This window comes from Dellaglioa sp. CoH-55-MRSF-7 (assembly GCF_056782235.1).
This window is the reverse complement of sequence record NZ_JBXAYI010000001.1, coordinates 309,983-324,373: the sequence shown is the minus strand read 5'-3', so window position 1 is coordinate 324,373 and position 14,391 is coordinate 309,983. Positions and strand designations below refer to the sequence as shown.

General features: G+C 34.5%; 14 protein-coding genes. 8 read left to right on the top strand and 6 right to left on the bottom strand.

The features are described from left to right. Window positions 1–28: 28 nt before the first annotated feature. The 5 genes from gyrB to dnaA all read right to left on the bottom strand — a co-directional run bounded on the left by gyrB (window position 29) and on the right by dnaA (window position 6,329). The gene (gene gyrB / locus AC1RPU_RS01485) at window positions 29–1,966 is read right to left on the bottom strand and encodes a DNA topoisomerase (ATP-hydrolyzing) subunit B (protein ID WP_481761146.1); all 1,938 of its coding nucleotides are present in this window, start codon (window positions 1,964–1,966) and stop codon (window positions 29–31) included. A gap of 19 nt (window positions 1,967–1,985) precedes the next feature. Next, window positions 1,986–3,119, bottom strand: coding sequence for a DNA replication/repair protein RecF (gene recF, locus AC1RPU_RS01480; protein WP_409021849.1), 1,134 nt, complete (start codon window positions 3,117–3,119; stop codon window positions 1,986–1,988). 8 nt (window positions 3,120–3,127) lie between these two features. Then, entirely contained in the window at window positions 3,128–3,355 is a 228-nt protein-coding gene (yaaA, locus tag AC1RPU_RS01475; protein ID WP_057974154.1) for a S4 domain-containing protein YaaA, read from the bottom strand. A 311-nt stretch (window positions 3,356–3,666) separates the two neighbouring features. Beyond that, the gene (gene dnaN / locus AC1RPU_RS01470; protein WP_481761086.1) at window positions 3,667–4,806 is read right to left on the bottom strand and encodes a DNA polymerase III subunit beta; all 1,140 of its coding nucleotides are present in this window, start codon (window positions 4,804–4,806) and stop codon (window positions 3,667–3,669) included. A gap of 170 nt (window positions 4,807–4,976) precedes the next feature. Then, window positions 4,977–6,329 carry a chromosomal replication initiator protein DnaA gene (gene dnaA, locus AC1RPU_RS01465; protein WP_481761085.1) on the bottom strand — a complete coding sequence of 451 codons (1,353 nt, stop codon included), beginning with the start codon at window positions 6,327–6,329 and terminating at the stop codon, window positions 4,977–4,979. A 510-nt stretch (window positions 6,330–6,839) separates the two neighbouring features. Here dnaA and rpmH point away from each other — a divergent pair. The 4 genes from rpmH (at window position 6,840) to AC1RPU_RS01445 (ending at window position 8,523) form a co-directional block, all read left to right on the top strand. Then, window positions 6,840–6,974, top strand: a complete 135-nt coding sequence (gene rpmH, locus AC1RPU_RS01460) for a 50S ribosomal protein L34 (RefSeq protein ID WP_057974157.1) — start codon at window positions 6,840–6,842, stop codon at window positions 6,972–6,974. A gap of 64 nt (window positions 6,975–7,038) precedes the next feature. Continuing rightward, complete coding sequence (gene rnpA / locus AC1RPU_RS01455; RefSeq protein ID WP_409021846.1) at window positions 7,039–7,377, top strand: ribonuclease P protein component; 339 nt, start codon at window positions 7,039–7,041, stop codon at window positions 7,375–7,377. 22 nt (window positions 7,378–7,399) lie between these two features. Then, window positions 7,400–8,239, top strand: a complete 840-nt coding sequence (gene yidC, locus AC1RPU_RS01450; protein ID WP_481761084.1) for a membrane protein insertase YidC — start codon at window positions 7,400–7,402, stop codon at window positions 8,237–8,239. 86 nt (window positions 8,240–8,325) lie between these two features. Then, complete coding sequence (locus AC1RPU_RS01445; protein WP_409021843.1) at window positions 8,326–8,523, top strand: PspC domain-containing protein; 198 nt, start codon at window positions 8,326–8,328, stop codon at window positions 8,521–8,523. Between the two features lie 58 nt (window positions 8,524–8,581). Here the strand turns inward: AC1RPU_RS01445 and AC1RPU_RS01440 are convergent, their stop codons facing one another. Further along, window positions 8,582–9,436 (bottom strand): aldo/keto reductase, encoded by an 855-nt coding sequence (locus tag AC1RPU_RS01440; protein ID WP_481761083.1) that lies wholly within the window; start codon window positions 9,434–9,436, stop codon window positions 8,582–8,584. 168 nt (window positions 9,437–9,604) lie between these two features. Here AC1RPU_RS01440 and jag point away from each other — a divergent pair, with 168 nt between their 5' ends. From jag to mnmG, 4 genes are all read left to right on the top strand, one after another. Next, entirely contained in the window at window positions 9,605–10,330 is a 726-nt protein-coding gene (gene jag, locus AC1RPU_RS01435; RefSeq protein ID WP_481761081.1) for an RNA-binding cell elongation regulator Jag/EloR, read from the top strand. Window positions 10,331–10,356: 26 nt separating this feature from the next. After that, window positions 10,357–10,809, top strand: coding sequence for a MarR family winged helix-turn-helix transcriptional regulator (locus AC1RPU_RS01430; RefSeq protein ID WP_481761080.1), 453 nt, complete (start codon window positions 10,357–10,359; stop codon window positions 10,807–10,809). A gap of 207 nt (window positions 10,810–11,016) precedes the next feature. Continuing rightward, complete coding sequence (gene mnmE / locus AC1RPU_RS01425; RefSeq protein ID WP_481761079.1) at window positions 11,017–12,405, top strand: tRNA uridine-5-carboxymethylaminomethyl(34) synthesis GTPase MnmE; 1,389 nt, start codon at window positions 11,017–11,019, stop codon at window positions 12,403–12,405. A gap of 24 nt (window positions 12,406–12,429) precedes the next feature. Next, a complete protein-coding gene (gene mnmG, locus AC1RPU_RS01420) occupies window positions 12,430–14,340 on the top strand; it encodes a tRNA uridine-5-carboxymethylaminomethyl(34) synthesis enzyme MnmG (protein WP_481761078.1) in 1,911 nt (636 codons plus the stop codon). Window positions 14,341–14,391: the final 51 nt, after the last annotated feature.

Genomic DNA, 14,391 nt, shown 5'->3' with positions numbered 1-14,391 from the left:
ATTTTCAACCTCCTTTACGACTAAGTTTTTAAATATCTAAGTTTTCTACGTAAGTGGCATTTTTTTCAATAAATTCACGTCTAGGTTCTACACGATCACCCATTAACATATTAAAGACATCATTAGCTTCAATGGCATCGTCGACGTTAACACGTAATAAACGACGAGCATCTGGATCCATAGTTGTTTCCCACAATTGAGAAGCATCCATTTCTCCAAGACCTTTATATCGTTGAATAACGGGTTTTGGTGTTGGTGCCAATTGCCCTTGAATTTCTTCTAATTCTTCTTCAGTATCGACATAACGAATCATCTTACCTTGTCTAATTTGATATAAAGGTGGTTGCGCAATATACACGAATCCTGCTTCAACAAGTGGACGCATGTAACGATAGAACAGTGTTAATAATAACGTTCTAATATGGGCACCATCGACATCAGCATCAGTCATAATAATTAATTTATGATAATTAGCTTTTTCAACATTAAATTCGCCACCAAAACCTGTTCCCATAGCTGTAAATAATGAACGAATTTCTTCATTGGCTAAAATTTTATCTAAACTTGCTTTTTCAACATTCAAAATCTTACCACGAATCGGTAAGATAGCTTGTGTTAACCGTGAACGACCCTGTTTAGCTGAACCGCCGGCTGAATCACCTTCGACGATAAATAATTCACTAATTGCAGGATCTTTACTTGTATTATCAGCTAACTTACCGGGTAAGTTACTGATTTCAAGCCCACTTTTTTTACGTGTTACTTCACGAGCATGTTTAGCAGCTACTCGAGCTCTAGCAGCTAATAAGCCTTTTTCTACAATAATTTTAGCTTCTTTAGGATTTTCCATTAAAAACTTAGTAAAATGTTCAGAGAAAGTACGATCAGTAACCGTACGCGCATCTGAATTACCTAATTTTGTTTTTGTTTGACCTTCAAATTGAGGATCTGGATGTTTAATACTGACAACAGCCGTCAATCCTTCACGAACATCTTCACCAGAAAGATTAGCATCATTTTCTTTCATAAGATTATTTTTACGAGCGTAATCATTTATAACCCGGGTTAAGGCTGTCTTAAAACCAGATTCATGAGTACCACCCTCATAAGTATGAATATTATTTGTGAAAGTTAATAAATTACTATGATAATCATCTGTATATTGGAGGGCAACTTCAACAATAATCCCTTTTTGTTCACCTTCAACATAGATAGGTTCTGGGAAAATAACATCTTTATTTTTATTTAAGTATTCAACATAATGCTTAATACCACCGGCATAATGGAATTCTTGTAATCCGGGTCCACCATCACGTTTATCATCAATCGTAATTTTAAGGCCTTTATTCAAGAATGCTAATTCACGAATTCGCGTTGTTAATACTTTAATATCATAGACAGTTGTTTCCGTAAAAATATCAGAATCCGGTACAAAATGAACAATCGTTGCATGTTCATTTTCAGGTGCTTCACCTACAACTGACATCTCTGTTTTAACTTTACCGCGAGCAAAGTCCATACCGTAGACTTTACCTTCACGAATAACCTGAACATCTAGCTCAGTTGATAATGCATTAACAACTGAAGCACCAACTCCATGAAGTCCACCAGAAACTTTATAACCACCACCGCCAAATTTACCCCCAGCATGTAAAATTGTAAAAACGGTTTCAAGCGCTGGACGGCCTGTTTTTGCTTGGATATCAACAGGGATACCACGTCCATTATCACGAACTGTTATACTGTTGTCTTTTTCGACAACAACATTAATTTCATCGGCAAAACCAGCCAATGCTTCATCGATACCATTATCAATAATTTCCCAAACTAAGTGATGAAGACCTTGTGAAGCCGTTGTTCCAATATACATACCGGGACGTTTTCTAACAGCTTCAAGTCCTTCTAAAACTTGAATTTGGCTCGCATCATATTCTTTTGCTTTTTCTTCATGTAATTCTTCTGCTATTTCAGCTTGTTTCTCTTGATCAGTCAACTATATGTTCCTCCTCTTCGAGTAAGTTACCTTGATTAATATGAAAAATCTTAGGTTCATTAATTAACGATCTAGCAATACCACTTAAGTTTGGTGTTGTTAAAAATGTTTGAACCTTATTTTGAATCGTCTTCAAAAGATGTGTTTGACGCATATCATCCAATTCAGAAAGAACATCATCCAAAAGAAGGACTGGATATTCCCCAGTTTCCTCTTTCATTAACTCAATTTCGGCTAATTTGACTGATAATGCTGTTGTTCTTTGTTGTCCTTGAGATCCATATGTTTGAACGTTTTTGCCGTTAATTAAAAAACGCACATCATCACGATGTGGCCCAGCTAAGGTTGTCCCTTGAAATATTTCTTTTTTTATTGATTTTTTTAAATCATTTTGTAATTGCGTATACAACTGTTCAATCGTTTTTTCTGACGCGTTTTCCAAATGAGTGGCATACTCAAATGTTAACGTTTCAGCGGACTGTGTAATCTCTTCTTGTAATTGGTTAGCCCAGAATTCAAGTTGTTTAAGAAATATTAAGCGTTGATGTACAATTTCTGCGCCAAAAGCAGCTAATTGATCAGATAATACATCTAAAAAAACTAAATCTTGGTCTTTTTTATGCTGTAACTGTTTTAGATATTGATTACGCTGTTTCAAAATAGTTCGGTATTGACCTAAATTATATAAATAACGTGCATTAATTTGGCCAAATTCCATATCAACAAATCTTCTTCTTACTGATGGGGCACCCTTTACAAGGGCTAAATCCTCTGGTGCAAACAAAATCACATTGAACTGTCCAATGTACTGTGACAATTTGGCCTGTTCAAGATGATTAACTTTAGCTTTTTTACCTTTAGAATTAATTTGAATCTCGAGTGGCAATGACCCTACTTGCTTATTCACCCGACCTTGGATTATCGCAGCTGTCTTATCCCACTTAATCAACTCTTTATCATTATTCGTTCTATGACTTCGAGTCATTGATAACACATAAATTGCTTCCAATAAATTCGTTTTACCCTGAGCATTTTCACCAAGTAATATATTGATTGCTGGTGAAAATGAGATATTTAAATCTTCATAGTTACGATAATCCCTCAAGGTTAAATTTTCTAGATACATTGATAAGCCTACTTTTCGTCCATTGAATGCATCGTAATAATTGCAATACCTGGAACTTCAATAACATCGCCAGGGTATAATTTACGTCCACGTCGGTCTTCTAATTCACCATTTACAAGGACTTCATTTTCACGTAAAAACCATTTTGCTTCGCCACCAGAATTAATAATTGTTTCTGATTTCAAAACTTGTTGTAGCATCATGTAAGGTGTTTCTAAATAAATATCTGATTTCAATTGTCGTCAACCTCCATTTTCTTCCTTTTCTATTATACCTTTTTTTTCGCAAAATTACAATTTCACATCTCATTTTAAGCCGATTTAAGCGATTTAAGTTTTAATTAGTCTTTTTACTCTAAAATTACTTAAAAGGCTATATTTTTAATTAAATGACTACAATTCACTATTGCCTTATTTTTTTAGTCAAAATCAAACCATAAAATTCATTTCTCACTTTTAATATAATTTACCTAAAAAAATAGAGTAAAAACAGTTTTATTGGCTGCTTTTACTCTATTTTTATTAGTTATTCATACACGAACAATTAATTAGAATGTTCGAACTGGTGTAATTAATTGAATAAATTGCGTTGTATCTTCAGTTGGGACTAAGGTAAATGGTCGTAATGGTTGTGTAAACGCAACTTTAATTTCAGTTTGTCCAAATGATCTTAAAGCATCTTTCATATAGTCTGGATTAAATGAAATTTCAAGATCATTTCCTGATAAATTGCTAAATTCTAATGCTTCCTCAACATTACCAACATCAGGCGAGTTACTATAAATGACAACTTTTTGTTCTGCCGTATTAATCGCTAGTTTAACAACGTTATTACGGCTTTCATGTGATAGTAATGACGCACGTTCAATTGCTGATAATAATTTAGGCGCATTAAACTCAATGTCTGTAGCTGATTCTTTAGGAATTAGACGAGTTGTATCAGGATAATTTCCTTCTAATAAACGTGAATAAAATGAGGTATTTCCAAGAATAAAGAGTACTTGGTTTTCTGAAATACGCATTTCAATATCTGGATTAGAATCGTCAATCATTCGTGATAATTCTACTAAAGATTTACCAGGAATAATAACATCATATTTTGCATCGTTTGCGCCTTCCAATGTAATTTTACGTTGGCTCAAACGATGACTATCTGTTGCGACTGCTAAAAACTCACCATTTTCAATGACAAAGTGAACACCAGTTAAAATAGGGCGACTTTCTTGGTTAGAAACGGCAATAACAGTTTGGCTAATAATTTGTTTTAAGATTGATCCCGAAAAAATTAAATTATCATCAGTATCAATTTCTGGTAAGTGAGGATAGTTATTTGCATCTAACCCATTAATATTGAATGAGGCTGATCCAGAAGTAATCTCAGTTTGATAACCATCAGTCACTGTTAATGAAAAAGTATCTTGCGGTAATTTTTTAACAATTTCGCTAAAGAATCGTGCAGGTAGCACAATTTCACCAGTTGATTCAATTGTTAAGTTATTAGATTCATCTTCAACAGATAAAAAAGTTTCAATAGAAACATCTGCATCACTACCTGTTAAAAGTAAACCAGAAGCAGTTAAGACAACTTTGATACCCGTTAATATAGGAATTGTTGTTTTTGAAGAAATAGCTCTTTGAACATCTGTTAATTGTTTAATGAATGCTGATCGATTAATTGTAAATTCCATAGTAAATCCTCCGGTAAGTTTAGTTATTAATTAAGTAATAAAAGAATAGAAGCAGTAGTAGGGCCTGTTAATCATGTTAAGAAATACGTTGGGACCATGTAAATAAAAGAATTCACATGTGGATAACCTGTGAGTAAACAAGCCGCCTTATCCACAATTGCCCACAACTATTATTGGTTAAGTTCACTCTTAAGATCTGAAATTTGACGCTGAAGTTTGTCATCAGTTTCTAACATTACAGCAATTTTTTCGTGAGCATGAATAACCGTTGTATGATCCTTACCACCAAATTCAGATCCAATCTTAGGTAAGGAATTGTCGGTAAGTTCGCGACTTAAGTACATAGCAATTTGACGTGGCATAACAATTGCTTTAACACGTTTTTTTCCTTTTAAATCGCCCACAGTAACGTGGAAATATTTAGCAACCCGATCTTGAACAATAGCAATTGAAATTTCATTTGATTTATCTTTTAAACTTAAGTTTTTTAAGGCATCGGCGGCTAAACTCGTTGTTATTTCTGAGTTTGATAAGGTCGCGTACGCTTGTACTCTAACCAAAGCGCCTTCAAGTTCACGAATATTCGAATCGATTTGGCCAGCAATATAACTTAATGTATCATCTGGTATTTCAAGATTTTCAGCATCAGATTTATTTCTTAAAATAGCAATTCTAGTTTCTAAATCAGGAGGGGTTATATCAACTGAAAGACCCCATTTAAAGCGAGATATAAGACGTTTTTGTAATTTTGGTATTTCGTTTGGTAAACGATCAGATGATAAGACAATTTGTTTTTTATCATCATATAAAGAGTTAAATGTATGGAAAAATTCTTCTTGTGTTGATTCTTTATCGGCAAAAAATTGAATATCATCCACCAGTAAGAGATCAACACTACGATATTCTTTTCGGAAATCTTCGGGCGTATTATTTCGAAGTGAGTTAATGAAGCCGTTAGTAAATGCTTCACTTGTAACGTATTTTACTTTTGCATCAGGATTGTTTAGAAGCATTTGGTGACCAATTGCGTGCATTAAATGGGTTTTACCCAAACCAACACCACCATAGAAAAAGAGCGGGTTGTACAAGCGGCCAGGTTCTTCAGAAACAACCAAAGCAGCAGCGTGGGCCATCTGATTACCTTTTCCAGTAACGAAGGTACTAAAGGTATATCTATCGTTTAATTTGGCATCACGCATAAAGGTAGGGACATTATCGTTATTAGAGTTTGAACTATTTGATACTGCCATATTTGATTGGCCGCCCGCGGTTAATTCACCCTTTATTTTTAAAACGGGATTGATTTCTTCACCAGTTGATTCGTAAAGAAACGCAACAACTTTTGGTGCTAGATGTTGTATCCAGTAAGTTTTATGTAGCTGGGAGGGTAGCTCAATAATAAGGTCGTTATTAATAAATTGTTTTGGTTCAGCTGATGAAATCCAAGTTTCGTAACTAACAGGGTTGAGTTGCGTTTTGAAATAATCAGTCAGTGAGGACCATAAATTTTCGAGAGTAAGCACAAAAAGCCTCCTTGTTTAAATAAATCGTAACTACAGTTTAGCATTTTAAAGAAGGGTTTTCCACAGGTTTAAAAAAATGTGTAAAAAATAATAACAGGGTCATTAATAAGTTTTCCACAGGGGTGGGCATAAAAAGATAAACCAGTTTTGTTTGCCATGTTATCCACAAATGAGTGATTGAAATAAAGTATGTTATTAAAGGATTTTCATTAGTTATTAACAGTTTTTAGTTAAGGGTGTGTATAACTTATTAACAGGCTGTTTATTGTGAAAAAGTGTGTGTTCCGAGTTGTGGACGACAAGATGTGTTTCACAACTCATCCACAACTAAAAAATAAATAGCGAAAAAGTGTGGATAACTAAATTACATTGAATTCTAATAATTTTCTTTCATAGAAGAAAGAAGTATGGTATTATATTCCGGTAAGTGAAATTGACGTCACTGGTATCTTATTTTTATCAAGATACCGATTAGTTGAAACATTAAGTATTTAAGGAGGTGCCTAAATTATGAAAAGAACATACCAACCTAAAAAACGTCACCGTGAACGCGTGCATGGTTTCCGTAAACGCATGAGTACAAAAGGCGGCCGTAACGTCTTAGCACGTAGACGCCGTAAAGGTAGAAAAGTATTGTCTGCATAGACCACTGATTTCAGTGGTTTTTTTTATTACAAAGATACAGTATCTATTTAACTGGAGATATTACATGAGAAAATCATATCGCGTTAAAAAAGAAGCAGAGTTCCAAACAGTTTTTAAAAAAGGTCAATCTTGTGCGAACCGAAAGTATGTTATATATATGATGGAAAAACCAGAACAAGCTCATTTTAGAGTTGGAATTTCAGTTGGAAAACGTATTGGGAATGCTGTTGCTCGTAATTGGGTTAAACGCCGTATTCGTCAATCGTTGTTAGAATTGAAACCAGATCTTAAACAAGATTGCGATTTTTTGGTTATTGCTAGACCATCTGTTGCTTGGTTGTCGCAAGAGGAATCCAAGAAACAATTAACACATGTTTTAAAAATAGCTAAAATTTTAGACTAATAAAGTGAGCGAGGGTATTCTTGTGAAAAAGAAGAGTAAGCGATTTTTAGTCCTATTAAGTATGTTGGGGTTAATGTTAGTCCTAGCGGGATGTAGTACAACACCAATAACGGAAAATAGTACAGGAATTTGGGATGGCGGTATCATCCTCAGTTTCTCTAGGGCTATTATTTTCCTTTCAAAATTATTTGGTGGGAACTATGGTGTTGGTATTATCATCTTTACCATAATCATTAGGGTTATTTTATTACCATTAATGATTTATCAAACAAAAAGTATGCGTAAAACAGCTGAAGTTCAACCTCAATTGAAGGCACTTCAAGCTAAGCATTCTGGTAAAGATGCTGCAACTGTTCAAAAATTACGTGAAGAACAACAGAAATTATATGCAGAAGCAGGCATTAATCCTGTTGCTGGATGTTTACCATTATTAGTACAGATGCCGATTTTATTAGCTCTTTATCAAGCTATTTTGAGAACGAACGTTTTGAAGACGGGTGAATTTTTATGGTTACAGCTTGGTGATAAAGATCCGTACTTCATCTTACCAATTTTTGCTGCAATCTTAACTTACTTTGTTTCTAAGTTGGGTGTTATGTCCCAACCTGAAGCAAACTCAATGTCAACGATGATGGTTTATGGTACACCAATAATGATTCTTGTGACAGCTGTTAACTTACCATCAGCCTTGTCATTATATTGGGTTATTACCAATGCATTCTCAGTTGGACAAACATTGTTAATTAATAATCCATTTAAAATTACACGTGAACGTGAAGAAAAAGTACGTCTTGAAAAAGAAAAAGTACAGGCTATTAAAAAAGCGAAAAAGAAAGCTTATAAGGGCCGTAACAAAAAGTAATTTTTGAAAACCAAAGTCCATTTAGTGGCTTTGGTTTTTTATTTTGGATATAATTACATAAAAGGTTAACAAGAGGAGGATTAAAATTGAGAAAATTAACAAAATCTAATAATAGAATTATTGCTGGTGTTGTCGGTGGTATTGCTGAATTTTTTAACTGGGACCCAACATTAACAAGAATAGGGTACGTTCTTTTAAGTGTCCTGAGTGCAGCATTCCCTGGTATTATTGTTTACATCATATGTGCAATAGTCATGCCAAATGCATCATCAAACTATAGATAACTAAAAATGCGTAACCAGAATATATCTGGTTACGCATTTTTGTTTCACGTGAAACATTTTAGAAAGTTGCTGTATCTGGATCTTGAGCATGACCAACAACACCATCTAGAGAGTTGATTTCTGCCATGTCTTCATCAGATAATTCAAAATCAAATAAATGAGTATTTTCTTCAATTCTGTCAGCATGAACAGATTTGGGAAGTGGTAAGAATCCATTTTGTAATGACCAACGTAAGGTAACTTGTGCAACACTGCGACCAATACGATTAGCAATTTTAACCATTGTTGGTTCCGTAAAGATAGCACCAGTTCCTAATGGGCTATAAGCTTCTAATTGAATATTATGCTTGTGACAATAATCAATTGTCTCTTTGGGAGTATCACCAGGAGCTAATCTAATTTGATTAATCATTGGTGTAATTGTTTGTGTTTCTTCCAAAATTTTAAAATGACGAGGACGGAAGTTAGAAACACCAATGGCTTTAATTTTACCTTCATTATAAAGATCTTCAAATGCACGCCATGTTTCTTGAAGATGACTTTCCCAATTATCTTCACGATAAGCAGCAGGATTTGGCCAGTGAATCAAGAATAAATCAAGGTAATCAACACCTAAATCTTTTAATGTTCGTGCAAATGCTGTTTGTGTTTCATCGTACGTATGAGCTGTATTAGCTAATTTACTTGTTAAAAAGATATCTTCACGAGCAACACCGCTTTCGGCAATACCTTCTCCAACACTACTTTCATTGTGGTACATTTCAGCAGTATCTAAATGTATGTAACCAGAAGCTAATGCTGATTTTACAGATGCTTTAGCAACATCACCACTTGGTGTTTGCCAAGTACCAAAACCAACAACAGGAATTTTGACACCATTTGCTAATTCATATGTGTCTGTTAATTTATTCATAGAATTAATCCTCCGAGTTTTTATATTTAGTATTTTCATTATAGGCTGAGTCCTATAGATTTTGTCAAATGAAAGAACTTTTCAAAAAAATCGTTCTGAAAAAGGGTATAGATAAGGGGTCAATTAGTGCTATAATATAACGATGATAATTATATTTGGAGGATGAACATGCCCATATTTACTGGAAAAAATGTTGATCAAGCTGTGAGTAACGGTTTGGCTGCATTAAAGCTTGAAAAAACACAGATTGAAATTAAAATAATCAATGAAGGTAAGTCTGGATTTTTATTTTTTGGCCGCAAAAAGGCAGAAGTTGAATTAATTGAAAAAAAAATAACAGAAAAACCAGTAAGCAAGAAAATTATTGATGAAAAAAAAGATAGTGTTACATCAAAGCCTCTAACAGCAGCAGAAAAAGCTGCTAGAAGTCAACTTAATGAAAAAGCAGTTCATGATGTTGGTTATTATTTGGCCGACATTACAGAATTAATGGGTATTGATACAGAAATTAATGTTCAATTTGAGCGCCGTCAGGTAACATATGATTTTAATACGAGTAAACAAGGATTATTAATTGGTAAACACGGTAAAAGTTTAAATGCTTTGCAATATTTAGCACAAGTTAATATGAATCAAAAAGCAGTTAGCAGAATGAATGTTATTCTAGATGTTGGTGGCTACCGTAAACGTCGCGAAGAAACGATTGAGCGCCTTGCAATTAAAGTGGCCAAGGATGTTATTAGAACGGGTGAGACGGTACAATTAGACCCGATGCCTGCTAACGAACGTAAGCAAATTCATTTTTATTTAGCACGAAATAACCGAATCAAAACAACATCGATTGGAACAGAACCTAAGCGCTCAGTAATTGTAGCGCCTAAAAATAAAAAATAGTCAGTAATAGAAGGGAGTCCCCACCCATGGCTTTAAAACATGATCCAGAAAAATTAGAAGATGAACTATGTTTTGCTATTTACACAGCACAAAAAGATTACAATAAATTTTATACAGAATCACTGAAGGAATTTAGCTTAACGTATCCGCAATATATTACGTTACTTTCATTGTGGGAAACGTCACCTGTTATGGTGAAGGAACTTGGTGCGAAGTTACATCTAGATAACGGAACATTAACACCACTTTTAAAACGTATGGAAAAGGATGATTGGATTCTTCGGACTAGAGATCCTGAGGATGAACGCCGTGTGAATGTCTCATTGACTGGAAAAGCTAAAAGAAGTAAACATAGAATTATGAAACAAATGTCGAATTGTTTTACTTCATTTGATATGACTGAAGAAGAATATCTTGGTTATGTTAATGAATTAAAAGTGATTACTAATAAATTAGAAAATCGCGGTATTCGTGGTTAGTGAATTAGAATCATCAAACAGACTTGTTGACAAATGTCGGTAAAAAAAGTATATTATTGGCATTGAACTTAATATTAGATAAAGTAGTGAAGGTGCTTTATCCACGTCCTTTTAGGGCGTGGAGTGGGCCCTTTTTTTGTTTGAAAAAATTTAAAGAATATGATTAATTAACTGCTAATAGAGCACTTGAAGGGAGTATTTAAAGATATGCCAGAATTAACAGAATTTGATACAATTGCCGCTATATCAACACCACCTGGTGAAGGTGCCATTTCAATTGTTCGATTAAGTGGTGAGGATGCCGTTCAAATTGCTAATAATGTATTTAAAGGGAAAAATTTAGGTAACGTTGATAGTCATACCATTAACTACGGACATATTTTAAATCCTAAAACGGATGAAGAAGTCGATGAGGTCATGGTCTCAGTTATGTTAGCACCTAAAACATTTACACGTGAAGATGTGATTGAAATTAACTGTCATGGTGGTATTGTACCAACGAATCAAATTTTACAATTATTATTAAGTAATGGGGCACGCTTAGCTGAACCTGGTGAATTTACAAAACGAGCATTCTTAAATGGTCGAATTGATTTATCTCAAGCTGAGGCTGTTATGGATTTAATTCGTGCTAAAACAGATCGCTCAATGAAAGTTGCACTAAATCAGTTAGATGGTAATTTAGCACGTCTAATCCGCAATTTACGTAAAGATATCGTAGATGTTTTGGCATTAGTTGAAGTTAATATTGATTATCCAGAATACGATGCTGGTGAAGAAATGACGACTAAATTATTGCTTGAAAAAGCACGTGATGTTAAGCAATATGTTCAAGAATTACTACAAACAGCGCAACAAGGTAAAGTATTACGTGAAGGATTAGCTACTGCCATAATTGGTCGACCTAATGTTGGTAAATCAAGTCTTTTGAATCACTTATTACATGAAGATAAAGCCATTGTAACTGATGTTGCTGGAACAACGCGTGATGTGATTGAAGAATACGTTAACGTTATGGGTGTACCTTTGAAATTGGTAGACACTGCCGGTATTCGTGATACAGAAGATAAGGTTGAAAAAATTGGGGTTGAACGTTCGAAAGAAGCGATTGTTCAAGCTGATTTAGTCATGCTTGTTTTGAATAGCAATGAACCTTTGTCTGCTGAAGATAAGCAGCTCATTAAATTAACACAGAATGATAAACGAATTGTTATCTTAAATAAAACAGATTTACCAGAAAATCTAGATCGTAAAGAATTAGAAAGTATGGTTGATCCAACGGAAATTATTTCTATTTCTGTCTTAAATCATGAAGGTGTGAAGCAACTTGAAGAAAAAATTGCTAACTTATTCTTTGGTGGAATTGAAAATAGCCAAACAACAGTTATGATTACTAATTCTCGTCATATTGGCTTGTTAAATCAAGCTGAGACTGCTTTAGATGATGTGATCACTGGGATTGCTTCCGGTATGCCAATCGATTTAGTTCAAATTGACATGACTAGAAGTTGGGAATTACTTGGTGAAATCACTGGTGATAGCTACAAAGATGAATTACTCACAGAATTATTTAGTCAATTCTGTTTAGGTAAATAATTGTTAGTAAATAGGAGAATATAAATGGACATTAAAACTTATGACGGCCCAGATTATGATGTAATTGTGGTTGGTGCTGGACATGCTGGTTCAGAAGCAGCACTCGCTGCTGCACGAATGGGTAATAAAACATTACTTATCACAATTAGTTTAGACATGGTTGCTTTTATGCCATGTAATCCTTCAATTGGTGGTCCAGCTAAAGGAATTGTTGTACGTGAAATTGATGCCTTAGGTGGCGAAATGGGTCGTAACATCGATAAAACTTATGTACAAATGCGTATGTTAAATACTGGTAAAGGTCCAGCTGTTAGAGCATTACGGGCACAAGCTGATAAACATCTTTATTCAAGTGAAATGAAACATACAATGGAAAAAGAAGAAAACCTAACGTTACGTCAAGGAACAGTCGATAGTTTAATTGTTGAAGATGGCGAATGTCATGGTGTTGTAACAAATACTGGGGCAAAATACCGTTCTAAAAGTGTTGTTTTAACAGTTGGAACGGCTGCTCGCGGTAAGATTATTATTGGCGAATTGAGTTATTCATCAGGTCCTAATAATTCACAACCTGCAATTAAATTATCTGAAAATCTTGAAGCTCTTGGATTTGATTTAGAACGTTTTAAAACTGGAACACCACCTCGTGTTGATGGGAATACAATTGATTACAGTGTGACTGATGAACAACCAGGGGATGTTGAACCTAACCACTTTAGTTTTGAAACACCTGATGAAGATTATATTGATGTTAAAAATCAATTATCTTGTTGGTTAACGTATACCAACTTGAAAACGCATGAGATTATTAATGCTAACCTTGATCGTGCACCTATGTTCTCAGGAATTATTAAAGGTGTGGGTCCACGTTACTGTCCATCTATTGAAGATAAAATTGTTCGTTTCTCTGATAAACCTCGTCATCAGCTCTTCTTAGAACCAGAAGGCCGTTCAACGGACGAATTTTACGTTCAGGGCCTTTCTACGTCAATGCCGGAAGAAGTCCAACAAGATATTATTCATTCAATTAAGGGCCTTGAAAACGCTGAATTAATGCGTCCGGGTTATGCGATTGAATATGATGTCGTGGCTCCTTATCAATTACGACCAACGCTTGAAACTAAATTAGTGAAGAATTTATATACCGCTGGTCAAACAAACGGGACTTCTGGATATGAAGAAGCTGCTGGACAAGGAATAATGGCAGGAATTAACGCTGGGTTACGTGCTTTAGGCCGCGAAGATTTTACGTTAAATCGAAGTGACGCTTATATCGGTGTTATGATTGATGATTTAGTAACAAAAGGGACAAACGAACCTTATCGTCTATTAACATCTCGTGCTGAATATCGCTTAATCTTACGTCATGATAACGCTGATTTACGTTTAACTGAAAAAGGATATGATATTGGTTTAATTTCTGAAAAGAGATTAGCTATTTTTAAAGCTAAAAAAGCTGAAATTGAAGCCGAAAAAGCTAGATTACAATCATTCCGTATTAAACCTACTGAAGATGTGAATGCATTCTTAGCAGAACATAATAGTGCCGCTTTGAAAGATGGCGTGTTGGCTAATGAATTTTTACGTCGCCCTGAGGTAACTTACGCAGACATTGAGAAGTTTATTCCAGGTCCTGACCATGAATTAGACCATAGAATTATTGAACAAGTAGAAATCCAATTTAAGTACGAAGGCTATATTAAAAAAGCACAAGAAAAAGTTGCGAAGTTAAAACGTATGGAAGCTAAAAAAATTCCAACAAATATTGATTACGATTCTATTGAAGGAATTGCGACGGAAGCGCGTCAAAAATTCATTAAGATTCAACCAGAAACATTAGCTCAAGCTAGTCGTATTAGTGGTGTGAATCCTGCTGATTTATCAATTCTTGCTGTTTATATTGAACAGGGTAAGATTGCTAAAGTTAATAATTAATAGTACAGAAATGCAGAAAAGGCACCAATCAAGTATACTTGATTGGTGCCT

What these genes read in the sequence shown, in the direction of transcription:
- recF (WP_409021849.1), bottom strand. Translation starts at nt 3,119, where the DNA reads ATGTATCTAGAAAATTTAACCTTGAGGGATTATCGTAACTATGAAGAT.
- dnaN (WP_481761086.1), bottom strand. Translation starts at nt 4,806, where the DNA reads ATGGAATTTACAATTAATCGATCAGCATTCATTAAACAATTAACAGAT.
- rpmH (WP_057974157.1), top strand. Translation starts at nt 6,840, where the DNA reads ATGAAAAGAACATACCAACCTAAAAAACGTCACCGTGAACGCGTGCAT.
- rnpA (WP_409021846.1), top strand. Translation starts at nt 7,039, where the DNA reads ATGAGAAAATCATATCGCGTTAAAAAAGAAGCAGAGTTCCAAACAGTT.
- AC1RPU_RS01440 (WP_481761083.1), bottom strand. Translation starts at nt 9,436, where the DNA reads ATGAATAAATTAACAGACACATATGAATTAGCAAATGGTGTCAAAATT.
- jag (WP_481761081.1), top strand. Translation starts at nt 9,605, where the DNA reads ATGCCCATATTTACTGGAAAAAATGTTGATCAAGCTGTGAGTAACGGT.
- AC1RPU_RS01430 (WP_481761080.1), top strand. Translation starts at nt 10,357, where the DNA reads ATGGCTTTAAAACATGATCCAGAAAAATTAGAAGATGAACTATGTTTT.
- mnmE (WP_481761079.1), top strand. Translation starts at nt 11,017, where the DNA reads ATGCCAGAATTAACAGAATTTGATACAATTGCCGCTATATCAACACCA.
- mnmG (WP_481761078.1), top strand. Translation starts at nt 12,430, where the DNA reads ATGGACATTAAAACTTATGACGGCCCAGATTATGATGTAATTGTGGTT.